The following is a 19,525-nucleotide window of genomic DNA, read 5'->3' as shown; positions in this document are numbered from 1 at the left end:
GCTCTCCCCCCGAAGAGCGCGCCCAGGGCCGACGTCGTCCCATCTTGACTATCAACGTGAGGACGGTAGGTATGGCTTCGAGCCCCCGTTCCGTCGCCTCTGCGGAGGCGAACTTCCCCGCTGCGTCCGGCCGTGCCGGATTCCCGCAGAAGCAGGGGATGTACAACCCTGCCTTCGAGAAGGATGCCTGCGGCCTGGCGATGGTGGCCACGCTGCGCGGTGAGGCCGGCCACGACATCATCGATCTGGCCCTGACCGCCCTGCGCAACCTCGAGCACCGAGGCGCCATCGGCTCCGACGCCGGCACCGGCGACGGCGCGGGCATCCTGACGCAGATGCCCGACGCGTTCCTGCGTGCGGTGGCCGGCTTCGACCTGCCGCCGGTGGGCGAGTACGCCGCCGGCCTCGTCTTCCTGCCGCGCGACGCCGAGGCACGCGCCGCCCAGAAGAGCGGGATCGAGCGGATCGCAGCATCCGAGGGTCTGACGGTGCTCGGCTGGCGCGACGTCCCGACCTCCGACGAGAACCTGGGCAAGCTCGCCTTCGAGGCGCGCCCGGTCTTCGAGCAGCTCTTCATCTCACGTCCCGCGACCGGCGACGCCGCGGCGCTCTCGGGCATCGCGCTCGACCGCCGCGCCTACCGCCTGCGGGCCCGGGCACGCACCGAGCTCGACGCGTACTTCGTGTCGCTGTCGTCGCGCACGCTCGGCTACAAGGGCATGGTCACGACGCTCCAGCTCGAGCCGTTCTACCCCGACCTGCAGGACGAGCGCTTCGCCTCCGAGCTCGCGGTGGTGCACTCGCGCTACTCGACCAACACCTTCCCGTCGTGGCCGCTCGCGCAGCCGCTGCGCATGCTCGCCCACAACGGCGAGATCAACACCGTCAACGGCAACCGCAACTGGATGCGCGCCCGTCAGTCGCAGCTCGAGTCCGAGCTGCTCGGCGACATCCAGCCGCTGCTGCCCATCTGCACCACCGGTGCGAGCGACTCGGCCTCGTTCGACGAGGTGCTCGAGCTCCTCACGCTGACGGGCCGGAGCCTCCCGCACGCCATCATGATGATGGTGCCCGAGGCCTACGAGAAGCAGGCCGACATCGACCCGAAGCTGCGGGCGTTCTACGAGTTCCACTCCATGCAGATGGAGCCGTGGGACGGCCCGGCCGCCCTCATCTTCACGGACGGCACGCTCGTCGGCGCCACGCTCGACCGCAACGGCCTGCGCCCCGGTCGCTGGACCGAGACGACCGACGGCCTCATCGTCATCGGCAGCGAGACCGGTGTGCTCGACTTCGAGCCCGAGCGGATCAAGCGTCGCGGGCGCCTGCGCCCCGGACGCATGTTCCTCGTCGACACGGCCGAGCGCCGCATCATCGAGGACGACGAGATCAAGGCGCAGCTCGCCGATCAGGAGCCGTGGCAGGAATGGCTCGACTCCGGCCGCGTCCGCCTCGCCGACCTTCCCGAGCGCGAGCACATCGTGCACCCCATCGCCTCGATCACGCGGCGTCAGCGCACCTTCGGCTACACCGAGGAAGAGGTCAAGATCCTCCTCACGCCGATGGGGCAGAACGGCGCCGAGCCGCTCGGTGCCATGGGCTCCGACACGCCCGTCGCCGTCCTGAGCGAGCGCCCGCGTCTGCTGTTCGACTACTTCACACAGCAGTTCGCGCAGGTCACCAACCCGCCGCTGGACTCCATCCGCGAAGAGGTCGTCACGTCGCTCGGCCTGGGCCTCGGTCCTGAGCGCAACCTCCTCGAGTGGGGGCCCGAGCACACGCGCGTCGTGACGCTCGACTTCCCGGTGATCGACAACGACGAGCTCGCCAAGATCCAGCACATCGACACCGCGCTCCCCGGTCGCACGTCGGTCACGATCCGCGGCCTGTACCGCGTCGAGGCCGGCCACAAGGGCATGAAGAAGCGCCTCGAGCAGATGTGCCAGGAGGTCGACCAGGCCATCGAGGACGGCGCCGAGTTCATCGTGCTGTCGGACCGCGACTCCAACAAGGACCTGGCGCCGATCCCGTCGCTGCTCATGCTCGCGGCCGTGCACCACCACCTCATCCGCAAGCAGACGCGCATGAAGTGCGGTCTCGTGGTCGAGGCGGGCGACGTGCGCGAGGTGCACCACATCGCGACCCTCATCGGGTACGGGGCATCCGCCGTCAACCCGTACCTCGCGATGGAGACCGTCGAGTATCTGGTGCGGGCCGGCTTCATCACCGGCATCGCGCCCGAGAAGGCCGTCAAGAACCTGATCTACGCGCTCGGCAAGGGCGTGCTCAAGATCATGTCGAAGATGGGCATCTCGACCGTTTCGTCCTACGCCGGCGCCCAGGTGTTCGAGGCCGTCGGCCTGTCGCAGGACTTCGTCGACACGTACTTCACCGGCACCGAGTCCAAGCTCGGCGGCGTCGGACTCGACGTCATCGCCGCCGAGAACGCCGCCCGGCACGCGTACGCGTACCCGCAGGATGCTGCGGTCCGGGCGCACGAGCGGCTCTGGACGGGTGGCGAGTACCAGTGGCGCCGCGACGGGTCGCCCCACCTGTTCAACCCCGACACGGTGTTCCGCCTGCAGCACTCGACGCGCACGCGCCGGTACGACATCTTCCGCGAGTACACGAAGCTCGTCGACGACCAGGCGAACGAGCTGAAGACGCTGCGCGGCCTGTTCGCGCTCAAGACCGAGGGTCGCACGCCCGTGCCGATCGACGAGGTCGAGTCGGTGGCGTCGATCGTCAAGCGCTTCTCGACGGGTGCGATGAGCTACGGCTCCATCTCGCGCGAAGCCCACGAGACGCTCGCGATCGCGATGAACCGCATCGGCGGCAAGTCGAACACCGGCGAGGGCGGCGAGGACGTGGACCGCCTCCTCGACCCCGAGCGTCGCAGCTCCATCAAGCAGGTCGCGTCGGGCCGCTTCGGCGTCACGAGCCTCTACCTGACGGAATCGGACGACATCCAGATCAAGCTCGCGCAGGGCGCCAAGCCCGGCGAGGGTGGCCAGCTGCCGCCGACCAAGGTGTATCCGTGGGTCGCACGGACGCGTCACGCGACCGCCGGGGTGGGTCTCATCTCGCCGCCGCCGCACCACGACATCTACTCGATCGAGGACCTCAAGCAGCTCATCTTCGACCTGAAGCGCGCCAACCCCGGCGCGCGGGTCCACGTGAAGCTGGTGAGCCAGTCCGGCATCGGCGCGGTCGCCGCCGGCACCGCCAAGGCGCTGGCCGACGTCATCCTGGTGTCGGGCCACGACGGCGGCACCGGTGCGAGCCCGCTGAACTCGCTCAAGCACGCGGGCACGCCGTGGGAGCTCGGCCTCGCGGAGACGCAGCAGACGCTCATGCTCAACGGCATGCGCGACCGCGTGGTCGTGCAGGTCGACGGCCAGCTCAAGACCGGCCGCGACGTCATCATCGGCGCACTGCTGGGCGCGGAGGAGTTCGGCTTCGCCACGGCGCCGCTCGTCGTGTCGGGCTGCATCATGATGCGCGTCTGCCACCTCGACACCTGCCCAGTGGGCGTCGCGACGCAGAACCCCGTCCTGCGCGAGCGCTTCAACGGCAAGCCGGAGTTCGTCGTGAACTTCATGGAGTTCATCGCCGAAGAGGTGCGCGAGTACCTCGCGTCCCTCGGCCTGCGCTCGCTCGACGAGGCGATCGGCCGCAGCGACCTGCTCGACATCGACGGTGCGGTGAACCACTGGAAGGCGAACGGCCTGGACCTCGGTCCCGTGCTCGACGGCCCGGTCTTCGCCGACGACGAGCCGCGCCGCAACACGACCGCCCAGCTGCACGAGCTCGACGAGCACTTCGACGTCGGACTCATCGAGCGCGCGCAGGACGTCATCGCGAACGGCGGCGAGATCACGATCGACCTGCCGATCCGCAACACGGAGCGCGCGGTCGGCACGCTGCTGGGTCACCACGTGACCAAGGCACGCGGCGAGAACGGGCTGCGTTCGGGGAGCATCGTCGTCAACCTCACCGGGTCGGCGGGCCAGTCGTTCGGCGCGTTCATGCCCGCGGGAATCACGCTGCGCCTCGAGGGCGACTCCAACGACTACGTCGGCAAGGGGCTCTCGGGCGGTCAGATCGTCGTCCGCCCGCCGCGCGGAGCCACGTTCGACGCGTCCCAGAACGTCATCGCGGGCAACGTGATCGGCTACGGCGCGACGCTCGGGACGATGTTCCTGCGCGGCGTCGTGGGCGAGCGCTTCTTCGTCCGCAACTCTGGTGCCACCGCGGTGGTCGAGGGCGTGGGCGACCACGCGCTCGAATACATGACCGGCGGTCTCGCGGTCATCCTCGGCGCGACCGGACGCAACCTCGGCGCCGGCATGTCCGGCGGCACCGCGTACGTGTACAAGCTCGACCGCAAACTCGTGAACCGCGAGGCGCTGGCCTCCGGCGAGCTCGAGCTCGGCGAGCTCGGCTCCGGCGACGCCGAGATCCTCCGCGACCTGCTCGAGCAGCACGTCGCCGAGACCGAATCGACCCTCGCCCAGGCTCTCCTCGACGACTTCGAGGCCGAGCTGGCGAATTTCGTCCGGGTCCTGCCGCGCGACTACGCCGCGGTGCTGCAGACCCGCCAGGAGGCCGTGGCCGAGGGGCTCGACCCCGACGGCGACGTCGTCTGGAACCGCATCCTGGAGGTGACGGGTGGCTGACCCGAAGGGCTTTCTGAAGGTCACCGAGCGCGAGCTGCCCACGCGGCGGCCGGTGCCGGTGCGCATCATGGACTGGAAAGAGGTCTACGAGCCGGGCGACGCGGCGGTGCTGCGCCGGCAGGCCGGACGCTGCATGGACTGCGGCGTGCCGTTCTGCCACAAGGGCTGCCCGCTCGGCAACCTCATCCCGGAGTGGAACGACCTGACGTGGCGCGGCGAAGGCCGCGCCGCCAGTGAGCGTCTGCACGCGACGAACAACTTCCCGGAGTTCACCGGGCGGCTGTGCCCCGCTCCCTGCGAGAGCTCCTGCGTCCTCGGCATCAACCAGCCGGCAGTGACCATCAAGCAGGTCGAGGTCTCGATCGCCGACGAGGCGTTCGCGAACGGCTGGATCGAGCCGGAGCCCCCGGGGCGCCTCACCGGCAAGACGGTCGCCGTCGTCGGGTCGGGTCCTGCCGGTCTCGCAGCCGCGCAGCAGCTGACGCGCGCCGGCCACACCGTCGCCGTGTTCGAGCGCGACGACCGCATCGGCGGTCTCCTGCGCTACGGCATCCCCGACTTCAAGATGGAGAAGAAGCACCTCGAGTCGCGTCTTCGCCAGATGCAGGACGAGGGCACCCGCTTCCGCGCGGGCGTCGAGATCGGCAAGGACATCACCTGGGCCGACCTGCGCGCCCGTTACGACGCGGTCGTCATCGCCACCGGCGCGACGGTGCCGCGCGAGCTCGCGATCCCCGGACGCGACCTGGCCGGCGTGCACTTCGCGATGGAGTACCTCGTCGAGTCGAACAAGGCCGTCGCAGGTGATGCGGTCGCCAACCAGATCACGGCCGAGGGCAAGCACGTCGTCGTCATCGGCGGCGGCGACACCGGCGCCGACTGCATCGGCACGGCGCACCGTCACGGCGCGCTGAGCGTCACGAACCTCGCGATCGGCCGCCGCCCTCCAGGCGAGCGTCCCGAGCACCAGCCGTGGCCGATGGACCCGCTCGTGTTCGAGGTGCAGTCCGCCCACGAAGAGGGCGGGGAGCGTGCCTTCCTCGCCTCGACCGTCGAGTTCCTCGCGAACGACGCCGGCGAGGTGCGCGCGCTGCGCGTCGCCGAGACCGAGTTCGTCGACGGCCGCCGCGTGCCCAAGAGCGGTACCGAGCGTGAGATCCCCGCCGACCTCGTGCTGATCGCGATGGGCTTCACCGGCCCGGAGCGCGCCCTCCTCGAGGACCAGCTCGGCGCCCGCTTCACCGAGCGGGGCAACGTCCGCCGCGAGGACGACTACCAGACGACCGCCCCGGGCGTGTTCGTGGCCGGCGACGCCGGCCGCGGCCAGTCGCTCATCGTGTGGGCGATCGCCGAGGGACGCGCCGCCGCAGCCAGCGTCGACCGATTCCTCATGGGGGAGACGGAGCTGCCTGCTCCGGTCCGCCCGACCGATGTCGCCATCGGCCTGCAGCCCGCGTAGGCTGGCCGAGGCACTCGCCACCTTCAACCCACCCGGAGAAAACCACGGATGAGACGCGCCAAGATCGTCGCCACCCTGGGGCCCGCCACGTCGTCGTATGAGATGGTCCGCGCGATCATCGATGCCGGCGTCGACGTCGCCCGCTTCAATCTGAGCCACGGGGACTACTCGGTCCACGACAACAACTTCGCCAACGTGCGCAAGGCCGCCGACGACGCCGGACGGGCGGTCGCGATCCTCGTCGACCTCCAGGGTCCGAAGATCCGCCTCGGCAAGTTCGAGAACGGACCGCACGAACTGGCGGTCGGCGACATCTTCAAGATCACCACGGAAGACATCCTCGGCACCAAGGAGATCGTCGGCACGACGTTCAAGGGCCTCCCGAACGACGTCAAGCCGGGTGACTTCCTCCTCATCGACGACGGCAAGGTCCGCGTCGAGGTCGTCGAGACCGACGGCACCGTCGTCACCACCAAGGTGATCGTCGCGGGCCCGGTCTCGAACAACAAGGGCATCAACCTGCCCGGCGTCGCGGTCAACGTCCCCGCGCTGTCCGAGAAGGACGAGGCCGACCTCCGCTGGGGTCTGCGCGCCGGCGCCGACATCATCGCCCTGTCGTTCGTGCGCGACGCGAAGGACGTCCAGCGCGTCCACGTGATCATGGCCGAGGAGGGGCGCCACGTGCCCGTCATCGCCAAGATCGAGAAGCCGCAGGCCGTCGACAACCTCGAGGAGATCATCGACGCTTTCGACGGCATCATGGTCGCCCGCGGCGACCTCGGCGTCGAGCTGCCCCTCGAGGCGGTGCCGATCGTGCAGAAGCGCGCCGTCGAGCTCTGCCGCCGCATGGCCAAGCCCGTCATCGTCGCGACGCAGATGCTCGAGTCGATGATCGAGAACCCGGTGCCCACGCGCGCCGAGACGAGCGACGTCGCCAACGCCGTCCTCGACGGCGCGGACGCGGTCATGCTCTCGGGCGAGACCAGCGTCGGCAAGTACCCGGTCGTGGTCGTCGAGACGATGGCGCGCATCGTGGACTCGACCGAGGAGCACGGTCTGGACCGCATCCAGCCGCTCACGACGAAGCCCCGCACGCAGGGCGGCGCGATCACGCTCGCGGCCATGGAGGTCGCCGAGTTCGTCGACGCGAAGTTCCTCTGCATCTTCACCGAGTCGGGCGATACCGCTCGCCGCATGTCTCGCCTGCGTCCCCGCATCCCCATGATCGGGTTCGCGCCCGAGCCGGCGATCCGCCGCCGGATGGCGCTGACGTGGGGTGTGCAGTCGACGCTCGTCGAGCACGTCGCGCACACCGACCTGATGTTCATCCAGGTCGACGACTACCTGCTGTCGAACGACCTCGCGAAGGTCGGCGACAAGGTCGTCGTGATCTCGGGATCCCCTCCCGGAATCATCGGCTCGACGAACGACATCCGCATCCACAAGGTGGGCGACGCGGTGCACGGCAAGGCGCCGATCTACAAGACACGGGACTGACACGTCCCTCATCCCGACGGCTGCGACCACTACTGTGGTCGCAGCCGTCCGGTTTTTCGAGAGAGGTGACGCCGATGTGGTTCGGTGATTTCTGGTGGTTCCTGCTGTGGAGCTTCTACTTCATCGCGTATCTGTACGTGGTGATCGTGATCATCACGGACCTGTTCCGTGACGATGCCCTCAACGGCTGGCTCAAGGCGGTGTGGATCATCGCCCTCGTCTTCGTGCCGTTCCTCACCGCGCTGGTCTACATCATCGCCCGCGGCAAGGGCATGGCCGCCCGTGCGCAGGCCGCGCGCGGGGGAGTGGTGGCCGAGTCCGACGACTACCGTCCCTCCGCCTCGTCGAGTCCCGCAGAGGACATCGCGCAGGCCAAGGCGCTCCTCGACGCCGGCGCGATCTCGCAGGGCGAGTTCGACGCCCTGAAGAGCAAGGCGCTCGGCAACCAGTACTTCGGCGCGTAGCCGGCGAGAACAGTGAAGAGCGGATGCCTCGAATTCGAGGCATCCGCTCTTCCCGTTGTACCGGGCTGCCGGCGTCAGCTGATCTTCTTGCGATAGATCGCCATCGACGCGATGTAGGCGACGACGAGGATGCCGACCAGCCAGGCCATCGCGACCCAGATGTCGGTGCCGACCGGCTCGCCGGCGAACAGCGCGCGCATCGAGTCGACGATCGAGGTGACCGGCTGGTTCTCGGCGAACCACTGCACCGGGCCCGGCATGCTCTCGGTCGGGACGAACGCCGAGCTGATGAACGGCAGGAAGATGAGCGGATACGAGAACGCGCTCGCGCCGTCCACCGTCTTCGCCGTCAGGCCCGGGATCACCGCGAGCCACGTGAGCGCCAGCGTGAACAGCACCAGCATGCCGATCACGCCCATCCAGGCGCCGAAGCTCGCGCCGGTGCGGAACCCCATCAGCAGCGCCACGCCGATGACGAGCGCCAGCGAGACGAGGATCGAGACGAGCGACGTCAGCACGTGCGCCCACAGGACTCCCGACCGCGCGATCGGCAGCGACTGGAACCGCTCGAAGATGCCGCTCTGCATGTCCAGGAACAGCCGGTACGCCGTGTAGGCGATGCCCGACGCGATCGTGATCAGCAGGATGCCCGGGAGCATGTAGTCGATATACGACCCCTTCGCGCCGCCGGTGTCGATCGCCCCGCTGAAGACGTAGACGAACAGCAGCATGAGCGCGATCGGGGTGACCGCGGTGGTGATGATCGTGTCGGGGCTGCGCAGGATGTGCCGCAGCGAGCGGCTGGTGAGAACGGCGGTGTCGCCGATCACGTGCGTGGTCATGACTCCTCCTTCGCGGATACGGTGTCGTCTTCGCCGGTGAGGGCGAAGAAGACGTCTTCCAGGCTCGGCTGCTTCTCGACGTACTCCACCTTCGCGGGCGGCAGCAGCTGCTTGAGCTCGGTCAGCGTGCCGTCGACGATGATGCGCCCTTTGTGCAGGATCGCGATGCGGTCGGCGAGCTGCTCGGCCTCTTCGAGGTACTGCGTGGTCAGCAGCACGGTCGTGCCGCCCCGGGCCAGCTCCCGGACCGCATCCCAGACCTCGAGGCGCGCCGCGGGATCGAGACCCGTCGTCGGCTCGTCGAGGAAGATGACCGGCGGGTCGCCGATGAGGCTCATCGCGATGTCGAGCCGGCGCCGCATGCCGCCGGAGTACGTCGACACCTTGCGGGAGCCGGCATCCGTCAGCGAGAAGCGTTCGAGCAGGCCGTCCGCGATCGAACCCGGGTCGGGGAGGTGGCGGAGCTGCGCGATGAGCACGAGGTTCTCGCGGCCGCTCAGCACCTCGTCGACGGCGGCGAACTGCCCGGTGAGGCTGATCGTCTCGCGCACCTTCTGAGCCTGGGCGGCGACGTCGAAGCCGGCGATGGCGGCGGTGCCGGCATCGGCCTTGAGCAGCGTCGACAGGATGCGGACGACCGTGGTCTTTCCCGCGCCGTTCGAGCCGAGCAGCGCGAAGATGCTGCCCCGCGCCACGTCGAAGTCGACGCCCTTGAGCACATGCAGGTCCTTGTAGGACTTCTCGAGTCCCTGGACCCGGATGGCGGTGTCCACGCTCATTTCTGGGCTCCTCCTTCTGCGTCGTCGATCGCCTTGTTGAGGCGTGCGCGCTCCTTGTCGATCCACTGCTTGCCGGAGTAGGCGGCGGTGAACTCCTCGGCGAAAGCCGAGGCGTCCTCGCCGACGATGTCGCGGACGGGCGTCCCGTCGGCGGCCGCGCGCTCCCAGAGGTCGGCGGAGTCGCCGAGCATCTGCATCATCGTCACGCCGTCGGTCATGCCGCCGACGGTCATGAAGTACCGGTCCAGCGCCTTCGCGGCGCCGCGGTAGGGCTCGGGCAGCGCCTCGATGCGCGCCTTGTACTGGCGGTACTGCTTCTTCTGCTCGAGCGAGCCGGTGACGACTTCGTACCACTTGGCGGCCATGATCAGTCCTCTTCCTGGGGGTTGGCGTTGCTGTCTGCGTGTTCGCGGTGGAGCTGTTCGATGCGTTCTGCGAGGAAGCTCCAGGTCCTCCAGAACTCCGCGAGCTGCTCGCGGCCCTGCGCGTTGAGGGAGTACACCTTGCGCGGCGGTCCCTTCTCCGACGGGACCTTCTCGACGTCGACGAGGCCGCGCTGCTCGACCCTGACCAGCAGGGCGTAGACGGTGCCCTCGGCGATGTCCGAGAAGCCCTGGTCCCGCAGCCACGAGGTGATCTCGTACCCGTAGGCGGGACGGCCGGAGAGGATCGCGAGCACGATGCCCTCCAGCGTGCCCTTGAGCATCTCGGTCTCCTGCTTGCCCATGGCGCACCTCCTTCTCACTACTCAGTGTTGTTGACTACTGGTAGACAGTAACACTAGGTACCGGTACTTAGCAACAACGAATACCAAGAATGTTCGGAGGGTCGTGAAACGACGAAGAGCGGATGCCTCGAGTCGAGGCATCCGCTCTTTTGGATGTCAGGGGAGTGCCGGTGGTGGGAGTCGAACCCACACGCCCTTGCGGGCAACCGAGTTTGAGTCGGTCGCGTCTGCCATTCCGCCACACCGGCCTGCGCGCCGCGGCGCGCGTCCGCGATTGACCATACCGTAGGATTCAATGGTGACTGAGCAGGAGCAGACCGCCGCATCGACGGCATCCACCCCCCGCCGCGTCGTGGTCGCCGAAGACGAGTCGCTCATCCGACTCGACATCGTCGAGATCCTCCGCGACAACGGATTCGACGTCGTCGGCGAGGCCGGAGACGGAGAGACCGCGGTGGCCCTCGCCACCGAGCTGCGTCCCGACCTCGTGATCATGGACGTCAAGATGCCGCAGCTCGACGGCATCTCGGCGGCTGAGAAGCTCAGCAAGAACCACATCGCCCCGGTCGTGCTGCTCACCGCCTTCAGCCAGAAGGAGCTCGTCGAGCGCGCGAGCGAAGCGGGCGCCCTCGCGTACGTGGTCAAGCCGTTCACGCCGAACGACCTGCTGCCCGCGATCGAGATCGCGCTGGCCCGCTACGAGCAGATCATCACGCTCGAGGCCGAGGTCGCCGACATGGTCGAGCGCTTCGAGACCCGCAAGCTCGTCGACCGCGCGAAGGGCCTTCTCAACGAGAAGATGGGCCTCTCGGAGCCCGAGGCGTTCCGCTGGATCCAGAAGGCGTCGATGGACCGCCGCCTCACCATGCAGGACGTCGCGAAGGCGATCATCGAGCAGCTGGCGCCCAAGAAGGGCTGACCCTCACGACTTCAAGAGAAGCGGATGCCTCGTGACGAGGCATCCGCTTCTTCCATTCCCGTGCGGGTTCAGACGGGCGGCAGTTCCTTGATGTGGTTCGTGATGCGCACCGTCGAGCAGCGGCGGCCGGCCTCGTCTGTGACGACGATCTCGTGGACGGCGAGCGTGCGACCGAGATGGATGGGCGTGCAGACGCCGGTCACGATGCCCGAGGTCGCCGAGCGCGTGTGGGTCGCGTTGATGTCGACGCCGACCGCGAGCTTGCCCGGACCGGCGTACAGGTTCGCCGCCATCGAGCCGAGCGATTCACCCAGCACCACATAGGCGCCACCGTGCAGGAGGCCGACCGGCTGGGTGTTCCCCTCCACCGGCATCGTGGCCACCGCACGCTCGACGGAGAACTCGGTGAAGACGATCCCCATCTTCTCGGCGAGCGCGCCCATGCCGCGATTCGCAGCCCACGCGAGGCCGTCGACGGGGGAGGGGGAGTGCTCGGGCATGCGTCGCCTTCGGGGGTGCGGGGCGGGAGATCGGGTGTCGCCGGCCCTGACTAGGCTTGCAGGGTGACGGACTCCGCAAAGCCTACCCTTCTCGTCGTCGACGGCCATTCGCTGGCATATCGGGCGTTCTACGCCCTCCCGGTCGACAACTTCTCGACGAAGGACGGCCAGCACACGAACGGGATCTACGGGTTCCTCGCGATGCTGATCAACCTCATCAAGGCGGAGAAGCCGACCCACCTGGCGGTGGCTTTCGACACCTCCCGGCAGTCCTTCCGCACCCGCGAGTACACCGAGTACAAGGCGAACCGCTCCGAGACGCCGTCCGAGTTCAAGGGGCAGATCCCGCTCCTTCAGGACTGCCTTGCGGCGATGAGCATCCGCGTCCTCCAGCAGGAGGACATCGAGGCCGACGACATCCTCGCGACCCTCGCGACGCAGGGCTCGTCGCAGGGGTTCCACGTGCTCGTGTGCTCGGGCGACCGCGACACGATCCAGCTCGTGAACGACGACGTCACGCTCCTCTACCCGAACGTGCAGGGCGTCTCGCAGCTCAAGCGCTACGACCGCGACGCCGTCATCGAGCGCTACGGCGTACCGCCCGAGCAGTACCCCGACATCGCGGCACTCGTCGGTGAGACGAGCGACAACCTGCCCGGCGTGCCGAAGGTCGGCGAGAAGACCGCCGTGAAGTGGCTCACCCAATTCGGCTCGCTCGACGCGCTGCTCGAGGGCGCCGACTCGATCAAGGGCGTCGTCGGCGGCAACCTGCGCGAGCACATCGAGGACGTCCGTCGCAACCGCCGCCTCAATCGGCTCCTGACCGACGTCGACCTGCCGCTCGGCCCGGAAGACCTCGAAGTGCAGCCGATGGACGCACAGGCGGTGCGCGACATCTTCTCTCGCCTCGAGTTCAAGACCCTCATCCCGCGCGTGGCAGAGCTGGCGGGCATCGAGCAGCAGATGGCCGCGGTCACGTCGGCTGCGGCCGAGCTCGCGCCGGTCGCGAAAGAGCTCGCGCCCGCCGACTTCGCCGCGTGGCTCGAGAGCGCGAACGGCGAACTGGGGGTGACGATCGCGGTCGAGGGAGGGCTCCCGGCTCGCATCGGCGTCGCGACGACGGATGCCGCGGCCGAGTCGTCGTGGACCCCCGAGCTCGCGGCGGCCCTCGCACCGTGGCTCACCTCCGACGCCCCCAAGGTCTTCGCCGACGCGAAGCCGCAGGTGAAGGCGCTGCGGCGTGCCGGCCTCCGCCTCGGCGGGCTCGCGTTCGACGTGATCCTCGCCGGGTGGCTGCTGCGCCCGAGCTTCCCCGACAAGACGCTCGCCGACCTCGTCGACCGCTACCTGGACGAGAAGCTGCCCGAGTCCGACCCGTCGCAGCTCGTGCCCGAGACCGAGGGCGCGACGACCGGCCAGCTGTCCTGGTACCTGATGCGCGTGGCGGCCGCGGTGCGCGCAGAGCTTCCCGAGAGCGTGGCAGCCGTCCTCACCGACATCGAGCTGCCGACACTGCACACCCTCGCCGACATGGAGCTCGCGGGCGTCGCCGTGTCGCACGCGACGCTGTCGCAGTTCTCCGGCGAGCTCGGCACCCGCGCCGACGCGCTCGCCCAGGAGGCGTACGCGGCGATCGGCCGCGAGGTGAACCTCGGCTCGCCCAAGCAGCTGCAGGAGGTGCTGTTCGAAGAGCTGCAGCTGCCGAAGACCCGCAAGACCAAGACCGGCTACTCGACGGATGCCGCGGTCCTCGCCGATCTGCAGGAGACCAACCCTCATCCGTTCCTCGACCTGCTGCTCCAGCACCGCGAGGCGACGAAGCTGCGCCAGATCATCGAGTCCCTCGACAGCGCCATCGGCGGCGACCGCACGAGCGGCGCCGACGGCCGCATCCACACGACCTATGTGCAGACGGGCAGCCAGACCGGCCGCCTGTCGAGCACCGACCCCAACCTGCAGAACATCCCGATCCGCACGGAGGAGAGCCGCCGCATCCGTTCGGCGTTCACCGTCGGCGAGGGCTACGAGACGCTGCTCACCGCCGACTACTCGCAGATCGAGATGCGCATCATGGCACACCTCTCGGAGGACCCGGGCCTCATCGAGGCGTTCAACTCCGGAGAAGACACGCACCGCTTCGTGGGTTCGCGCGTCTTCGGCGTCGCTCCCGAGGACGTGACACCCGCGATGCGCACCAAGGTCAAGGCGATGTCGTACGGTCTCGTGTACGGGCTGTCGGCCTTCGGCTTGTCGAAGCAGCTGCGCATCGAGCAGGCCGAGGCGAAGCAGCTCATGATGGAGTACTTCGCCCGTTTCGGCGCGGTGCGCGACTACCTGCGCTCCTCGGTCGAGCAGGCGCGCATCGACGGGTACACCGAGACGATCTTCGGCCGCCGGCGCCCGTTCCCCGACCTCGCGAGCCCCAACCGCGTGCTGCGAGAGAACGCCGAGCGCGCAGCGCTCAATGCGCCGATCCAAGGCAGCGCCGCCGACATCATGAAGATCGCGCTCTTCCACATCCACGACGACTTCGCCGCCCAGCAGCTCGGCTCGCGCGTGCTGCTGCAGATCCACGACGAGCTCGTGATCGAAGTCGCTCCGGGGGAGTGGGACGCCGCCGAGCAGATCGTGCGCAGCCGGATGGGCGATGCCGCGCAGCTGTCGGTGCCACTCGACGTGCAGATCGGCCGCGGCGACAACTGGGACGTCGCCGGTCACTGATCGGAGCCCCCGAAGGCACCTGCCGGCACCGGGATCCTCGTTTGTCGGCACCGCGTCCCATGCCTAGGCTCGGTGCTATGACAGACGAAACCCGCACGCCCACGCAGATCGACAAGATCGCTGATGCGTGGGTCGACACCCTCGCCGAACTCGAGCCGACGCTCGCGACCTACATCGGTCGTTCCGAGTACAACGACCGGTTCGGCGACTACAGCCCCGCCGGCCAGGAGAGGCTCGTGGAGGAGGGTCGCAAGACCCTCGCCGCGCTCGATGCCGCGACCGCCGACGACGACGTCGACGTCGTGACGAAGGAGGATCTCTCTCGCGAGCTCCAGCTGGAGCTCGACCTGCACGATGCCCAGTGGCACCTGCGCGATCTCAACGTGATCGCCTCGCACGCGCAGAACATCCGTTCCGCCTTCGACCTCATGCCCACCGCGACGAGCGACGACTGGTCGGTCATCGCGAAGCGCCTCGGCGCCGTCTCGGGTGCCGTCGACGGCTACGTCGCGACTCTTCGCGAGGGCATCGCGCAGGGCGTGGTGCCCGCCCGCCGGCAGGTCACCGAGGTGGCGACGCAGATCGCCCGCTACACCGCGGAGAACGGCTTCTTCGCGAGCTTCGCCGCCGAAGCCGCTCCCGAAGAGGGACAGCTGCCCGCCTCGCTCGCGCGCGATCTCGCCGACAACGCCAACGCCGCGCGCGTGGCGTACGACGAGCTCGCGGCGTTCCTCACGAACGAGCTCGCCCCGGCCGCCACGGAGAAGGACGCTGTGGGCCGCGAGCTGTACGCGCTGCACTCGCGGCGCTTCCTCGGCGCCACGATCGACCTCGACGAGACCTACGAGTGGGGCGTCGAGGAGCTCGCGCGCATGGTCGCCGAGCAGGAGGCGATCGCGAACGAGATCAAGACCGGCGCGACCGTCGAGGAGGCCGTCGCGCTCCTCGAGCAGGACACGAGCCGCAAGCTCTACGGCACCGACGCGCTGCAGAAGTGGATGCAGGAGACCAGCGACCGCGCCGTCGCCGAGCTCGGCAAGACCCATTTCGACATCGCCGAGCCGATCCGCAAGCTCGAGTGCATGATCGCGCCCACCAAGGAAGGCGGGATCTACTACACCGGCCCGACCGACGACTTCTCGCGTCCCGGCCGCATGTGGTGGTCGGTGCCCGAGGGCGTCGAGGACTTCGACACCTGGCGCGAGCTCACGACGGTCTACCACGAGGGCGTCCCCGGCCATCACCTCCAGATCGCGCAGGCGGTGTACAACCGCGCGCAGCTCAACACCTATCGCCGGCTCCTCGGCGGCACGTCGGGACACGCCGAGGGCTGGGCGCTCTACGCCGAGCGCCTCATGGAGCAGCTGGGCTACCTGTCGGACCCCGCCGACCGCCTCGGCATGCTCGACGGCCAGCGCATGCGCGCCGCCCGCGTCGTGCTCGACATCGGCGTGCACCTCGAGAAGCCGCGTCCCGACGGCCAGGGTCCGTGGGACGCCGACTTCGCGCTCGAGTTCATGCTGCGCAACGTCAACATGCCCGACGAGTTCGTGAAGTTCGAGGTCAACCGCTACCTCGGCTGGCCGGGCCAGGCGCCGTCGTACAAGGTCGGCCAGCGCATCTGGGAGCAGCTGCGCGACGAGGTCGCCGAGCGCGAGGGCGACGCCTTCTCGATCAAGCAGTTCCACAAGCGCGCCCTCGACCTCGGCGGTGTCGGACTCGACACCCTGCGGTCCGCGCTCTCGCGCTGATCAGTCGCCGGGGTCGTGGCGCAGCAGCGCCACGACCTCGGCGTCCGTCGTCTGGCGGAAGTCGTCGTAGTACTGGCCCACGGCCCAGAAGTCTGCTTCACGATGCGGGCACACGAACCCGTCCACGGCGTCCGCCGGCGGCTCCCACTGCTCCGGCGCGACGGGGACGGCCAGCACGATCCGCTCTGGGTCGCGGGCGCGCAGCGCGCGGCACGCAGCGAGGGCGGTCGCGCCGGTGGCCACGCCGTCGTCGACGACGATCGCGGTCCGCCCCGACAGTTCGACGGACGCCGAGCCGAAGGCATCCGTCCGCCGTGCCAGTTCGTCACGCTCCGCAGCCTCCACGCGCTCGAGGTCTTCCGGCGACATCCCCGCCCACCGCATCGCGCCGGGCGTGACGATGCGCACGCCGTCGGCGATCGCGCCCACGGCGTATTCCTCATGGCCCGCGGCGCCGAGCTTGCGCACGACGACCGCGTCGAGGTCGAGTCCGAGCGCCTCGGCGACCACTGCGGCGACGACCACGCCGCCCCGCGGGATGCCGAGGACCACGGCATCCGTTCCCCGCCATCGTTCGAGCTCTGCGGCGAGCTCGCGCCCGGCGGACCGGCGATCCGCGAAGGGGATCATCCCTCCACGCTACGCTCGCGGGGTCCGGGCGTCTCGGGAATGCCACGGCCGCGCCGCCGGTTCATGCAAGCGCATAGAAGGAGAAGCACACATGACCTCTGTCGATCCCGCCACGATCGAGCTCGGACTCGACACCTTCGGCGACGTGACCCGCGACCTCTCCGGCGAGCTGATCAGCGGCGCGCAGACGATCCGCAATGTCGTCGAACAGGCGGTGCTCGCCGATCGCGTCGGGCTGTCGTTCTTCGGGGTGGGGGAGCACCACCGCCGCGAGTTCGCCGTGTCCAGTCCCGAGATCGTGCTCGCGGCCGCGGCGGCGCGCACGGAGCGCATCCACCTCGGAACCGCCGTCACCGTGCTCTCGAGCGATGACCCGGTGCGCGTCTTCGAGCGGTTCGCGACCCTGGACGCGGTCTCGAACGGCCGCGCCGAGGTCATCCTCGGCCGCGGATCGTTCATCGAGTCGTTCCCGCTGTTCGGCTACGACCTGCGCGACTACGAGACGCTGTTCGACGAGAAGCTCGACCTCTTCTCGCATCTGCTGACCGAGAAGCCCGTCACCTGGGACGGCACGCTGCGGGCATCCCTCGATGCCGCCGATGTGTTCCCCAAGACCGAGAACGGCCTGCGCGCGTGGGTCGGCGTGGGCGGCACCCCGGAGTCGGCGGTGCGCGCCGCCCGCTACGGGTACGGCCTCATGCTCGCGATCATCGGTGGGCCCGCCGGGCGCTTCGCGCCCTTCGCCGAGCTGTACCGCCGGTCCCTCGACACCTTCGACCAGCCGCAGCTGCCGGTCGGGGTGCACTCGCCGGGCCACGTCGCCGAGACGGATCAGCAGGCGTGGGACGAGGCGTACGAGGGCTTCGAGGCGATGAACAACTCCATCGGGCGCGAACGGGGCTGGCCGACGTACAACCGCCTGCGCTTCCAGCACGACGTCGGACCCGAGGGAGCGCTCTACGTGGGCTCGCCCGAGACCGTCGCCCGCAAGATCGCCGACACGGTGCAGACGCTCGGTGCGTCCCGCTTCGACATGAAGTTCTCGACGGGCACGCTGTCGCACGAGAAGATGATGCGCTCGATCGAGCTGTTCGGCACCGAGGTCGTGCCTCGCGTGCGCGACATGCTGTCGTGAGCCCCGCCCGGGTTCCGGCATCCGTAGCATGACGCTATGACGGATGCTGCAACCCGCGCGTCGTCGACGCTCTCGGAGCGCCTCGACCGCCTGCCGTTCACCCGCAAGCACCTGCGCGTGCTCACCGGATCGGGCATCGGGTGGGCGCTGGACGCGATGGACGTCGGGCTCATCTCCTTCATCATCGCGGCGCTCGCGGCCCAGTGGAGTCTGACGCCGACCGAGGCGGGCTGGATCGCCTCGGTCGGGTTCGTGGGCATGGCGATCGGTGCGAGCGTCGGCGGCCTCCTCGCGGACCGGTTCGGGCGCCGTCAGGTGTTCGCGCTGACCCTCCTCGTGTACGGGGTCGCGACGGGTGCGAGCGCGCTCGTCGGCGGCCTCGCCGCACTCCTCGTGCTGCGGTTCCTCGTGGGTCTGGGGCTCGGCGCCGAGCTGCCGGTGGCGAGCACGTACGTGAGCGAGTTCGCTCCCGCGCGCATGCGGGGGCGCCTGATCGTGATCCTCGAGGCCTTCTGGGCCGTGGGGTGGACGCTGGCCGCGCTCATCGGCTATTTCGTGATCCCCGCATCGGCGAACGGCTGGCGCTGGGCGTTCGCGCTGGGCGCGATCCCCGCGGCGTACGCGCTCATCGTGCGCTGGGGCCTGCCCGAGTCGGCGCGCTGGCTCGAACGGCGCGGCCGCTTCAGCCAGGCGGAGTCCGTCGTGCGCTCGTTCGAGGATGCCGCCGGCGCCGCGCCCGTGCCCGCGTCAGGGCGGCCCCTGGTTCCTCCCGCCGCGGCGACCTCGCTGGGCCAGCGACTCGGCACGCTGTGGTCGGCCGAGTTCCGGGTCCGCACGGCCTGCCTGTGGCTGGTGTGGTTCTGCGTCAACTTCTCGTACTACGGCGCGTTCATCTGGATCCCGTCGATCCTCGTGGCGCAGGGGTACGACCTCGTGCGGTCGTTCGGCTTCACCCTGATCATCACGCTCGCACAGCTGCCCGGTTACGCGGTGGCCGCGTGGCTCATCGAGGTGTGGGGGCGCCGCGCGACGCTCTCGGTCTTCCTCGTGGGTTCCGCGGTGTCGGCGATCTTCTTCGGCACCGCCACCGGAGCGGGCGGGGTCATCGCGGCCGGCATGGCCCTGTCGTTCTTCAACCTCGGTGCGTGGGGGGCCCTGTACGCGGTGACCCCCGAGATGTACCCGACGTCGCTGCGCGCGACCGGCTCGGGCTGGGCGGCCGGCGTCGGGCGCATCGCGTCGATCGTGGCCCCGCTGGTCGTGCCCCCGCTGCTCGTCGCGGGCGGTGCCCCCGTGCTGTTCGTCGTGTTCGCGGTCTTCTTCGCGGTGGCCGCCGCGGCGGCGTGGGGGCTCGTGGACCGGCGCGGCGTCGCGCTCGACGACCGCTGACGGTGGCCGGTCCTGCGCTGAGCCGGACGTAGG

General features: G+C 69.3%; 15 protein-coding genes and 1 tRNA gene. 9 read left to right on the top strand and 7 right to left on the bottom strand.

All coding sequences use genetic code 11. From position 1 onward, the window contains the following. Window positions 1-71: 71 nt before the first annotated feature. The 4 genes from gltB to ASF40_RS05700 all read left to right on the top strand — a co-directional run bounded on the left by gltB (window position 72) and on the right by ASF40_RS05700 (window position 8,099). Window positions 72-4,679: a glutamate synthase large subunit gene (gene gltB, locus ASF40_RS05715; protein WP_056367252.1), complete on the top strand. Its 4,608-nt coding sequence runs from the start codon at window positions 72-74 to the stop codon at window positions 4,677-4,679. After that, on the top strand, window positions 4,672-6,138 hold the full coding sequence (locus tag ASF40_RS05710) for a glutamate synthase subunit beta (protein ID WP_056367251.1): 1,467 nt from the start codon (window positions 4,672-4,674) through the stop codon (window positions 6,136-6,138). The genes gltB and ASF40_RS05710 overlap by 8 nt, the downstream gene beginning before the upstream one ends. 48 nt (window positions 6,139-6,186) lie before the next feature. Beyond that, entirely contained in the window at window positions 6,187-7,635 is a 1,449-nt protein-coding gene (gene pyk / locus ASF40_RS05705; protein WP_056367250.1) for a pyruvate kinase, read from the top strand. Between the two features lie 74 nt (window positions 7,636-7,709). Then, window positions 7,710-8,099 carry an SHOCT domain-containing protein gene (locus ASF40_RS05700; RefSeq protein ID WP_056368241.1) on the top strand — a complete coding sequence of 130 codons (390 nt, stop codon included), beginning with the start codon at window positions 7,710-7,712 and terminating at the stop codon, window positions 8,097-8,099. 74 nt (window positions 8,100-8,173) lie between these two features. Here the strand turns inward: ASF40_RS05700 and ASF40_RS05695 are convergent, their stop codons facing one another. From ASF40_RS05695 to ASF40_RS05675, 5 genes are all read right to left on the bottom strand, one after another. Further along, window positions 8,174-8,941, bottom strand: a complete 768-nt coding sequence (locus ASF40_RS05695; RefSeq protein WP_056367249.1) for an ABC transporter permease — start codon at window positions 8,939-8,941, stop codon at window positions 8,174-8,176. Then, entirely contained in the window at window positions 8,938-9,720 is a 783-nt protein-coding gene (locus ASF40_RS05690; RefSeq protein ID WP_056367248.1) for an ABC transporter ATP-binding protein, read from the bottom strand. The genes ASF40_RS05695 and ASF40_RS05690 overlap by 4 nt, the downstream gene beginning before the upstream one ends. Beyond that, complete coding sequence (locus tag ASF40_RS05685; protein WP_056367247.1) at window positions 9,717-10,085, bottom strand: DUF1048 domain-containing protein; 369 nt, start codon at window positions 10,083-10,085, stop codon at window positions 9,717-9,719. Before ASF40_RS05685 ends, ASF40_RS05690 begins: the two co-directional genes overlap by 4 nt. A gap of 2 nt (window positions 10,086-10,087) precedes the next feature. Then, window positions 10,088-10,447, bottom strand: a complete 360-nt coding sequence (locus ASF40_RS05680; RefSeq protein WP_056367246.1) for a PadR family transcriptional regulator — start codon at window positions 10,445-10,447, stop codon at window positions 10,088-10,090. Window positions 10,448-10,612: 165 nt separating this feature from the next. Next, window positions 10,613-10,695, bottom strand: a tRNA-Leu gene (locus ASF40_RS05675). A 47-nt stretch (window positions 10,696-10,742) separates the two neighbouring features. On the opposite strand from ASF40_RS05675, the gene ASF40_RS05670 reads away from it, so the two are divergent. Next, window positions 10,743-11,366 (top strand): ANTAR domain-containing response regulator, encoded by a 624-nt coding sequence (locus ASF40_RS05670; protein ID WP_109209425.1) that lies wholly within the window; start codon window positions 10,743-10,745, stop codon window positions 11,364-11,366. 68 nt (window positions 11,367-11,434) lie between these two features. Here the strand turns inward: ASF40_RS05670 and ASF40_RS05665 are convergent, their stop codons facing one another. Further along, window positions 11,435-11,866 carry a hotdog fold thioesterase gene (locus ASF40_RS05665; protein WP_045302437.1) on the bottom strand — a complete coding sequence of 144 codons (432 nt, stop codon included), beginning with the start codon at window positions 11,864-11,866 and terminating at the stop codon, window positions 11,435-11,437. A 63-nt stretch (window positions 11,867-11,929) separates the two neighbouring features. On the opposite strand from ASF40_RS05665, the gene polA reads away from it, so the two are divergent. Further along, window positions 11,930-14,587 carry a DNA polymerase I gene (gene polA, locus ASF40_RS05660; RefSeq protein WP_056367245.1) on the top strand — a complete coding sequence of 886 codons (2,658 nt, stop codon included), beginning with the start codon at window positions 11,930-11,932 and terminating at the stop codon, window positions 14,585-14,587. 77 nt (window positions 14,588-14,664) lie between these two features. After that, the gene (locus ASF40_RS05655; RefSeq protein ID WP_056367244.1) at window positions 14,665-16,338 is read left to right on the top strand and encodes a DUF885 domain-containing protein; all 1,674 of its coding nucleotides are present in this window, start codon (window positions 14,665-14,667) and stop codon (window positions 16,336-16,338) included. Here the strand turns inward: ASF40_RS05655 and ASF40_RS05650 are convergent, their stop codons facing one another. Beyond that, complete coding sequence (locus ASF40_RS05650) at window positions 16,339-16,968, bottom strand: phosphoribosyltransferase (protein ID WP_056367243.1); 630 nt, start codon at window positions 16,966-16,968, stop codon at window positions 16,339-16,341. A gap of 91 nt (window positions 16,969-17,059) precedes the next feature. Between ASF40_RS05650 and ASF40_RS05645 the strand changes: the two genes are divergently transcribed. Continuing rightward, window positions 17,060-18,103 (top strand): LLM class flavin-dependent oxidoreductase, encoded by a 1,044-nt coding sequence (locus tag ASF40_RS05645; RefSeq protein WP_056367242.1) that lies wholly within the window; start codon window positions 17,060-17,062, stop codon window positions 18,101-18,103. 36 nt (window positions 18,104-18,139) lie between these two features. Then, window positions 18,140-19,492: an MFS transporter gene (locus ASF40_RS05640; protein WP_056367241.1), complete on the top strand. Its 1,353-nt coding sequence runs from the start codon at window positions 18,140-18,142 to the stop codon at window positions 19,490-19,492. Window positions 19,493-19,525: the final 33 nt, after the last annotated feature.

It is taken from the genome of Microbacterium sp. Leaf288 (assembly GCF_001422925.1).
GTDB lineage: Bacteria > Actinomycetota > Actinomycetes > Actinomycetales > Microbacteriaceae > Microbacterium.
Note: the sequence above shows the minus strand (reverse complement) of the source record. Positions and strands in the feature narration are given on the sequence as shown.

What these genes read in the sequence shown, in the direction of transcription:
- gltB (WP_056367252.1), top strand. Translation starts at nt 72, where the DNA reads ATGGCTTCGAGCCCCCGTTCCGTCGCCTCTGCGGAGGCGAACTTCCCC.
- pyk (WP_056367250.1), top strand. Translation starts at nt 6,187, where the DNA reads ATGAGACGCGCCAAGATCGTCGCCACCCTGGGGCCCGCCACGTCGTCG.
- ASF40_RS05700 (WP_056368241.1), top strand. Translation starts at nt 7,710, where the DNA reads ATGTGGTTCGGTGATTTCTGGTGGTTCCTGCTGTGGAGCTTCTACTTC.
- ASF40_RS05695 (WP_056367249.1), bottom strand. Translation starts at nt 8,941, where the DNA reads ATGACCACGCACGTGATCGGCGACACCGCCGTTCTCACCAGCCGCTCG.
- ASF40_RS05690 (WP_056367248.1), bottom strand. Translation starts at nt 9,720, where the DNA reads ATGAGCGTGGACACCGCCATCCGGGTCCAGGGACTCGAGAAGTCCTAC.
- ASF40_RS05685 (WP_056367247.1), bottom strand. Translation starts at nt 10,085, where the DNA reads ATGGCCGCCAAGTGGTACGAAGTCGTCACCGGCTCGCTCGAGCAGAAG.
- ASF40_RS05680 (WP_056367246.1), bottom strand. Translation starts at nt 10,447, where the DNA reads ATGGGCAAGCAGGAGACCGAGATGCTCAAGGGCACGCTGGAGGGCATC.
- ASF40_RS05670 (WP_109209425.1), top strand. Translation starts at nt 10,743, where the DNA reads ATGGTGACTGAGCAGGAGCAGACCGCCGCATCGACGGCATCCACCCCC.
- ASF40_RS05665 (WP_045302437.1), bottom strand. Translation starts at nt 11,866, where the DNA reads ATGCCCGAGCACTCCCCCTCCCCCGTCGACGGCCTCGCGTGGGCTGCG.
- ASF40_RS05655 (WP_056367244.1), top strand. Translation starts at nt 14,665, where the DNA reads ATGACAGACGAAACCCGCACGCCCACGCAGATCGACAAGATCGCTGAT.
- ASF40_RS05650 (WP_056367243.1), bottom strand. Translation starts at nt 16,968, where the DNA reads ATGATCCCCTTCGCGGATCGCCGGTCCGCCGGGCGCGAGCTCGCCGCA.
- ASF40_RS05645 (WP_056367242.1), top strand. Translation starts at nt 17,060, where the DNA reads ATGACCTCTGTCGATCCCGCCACGATCGAGCTCGGACTCGACACCTTC.
- ASF40_RS05640 (WP_056367241.1), top strand. Translation starts at nt 18,140, where the DNA reads ATGACGGATGCTGCAACCCGCGCGTCGTCGACGCTCTCGGAGCGCCTC.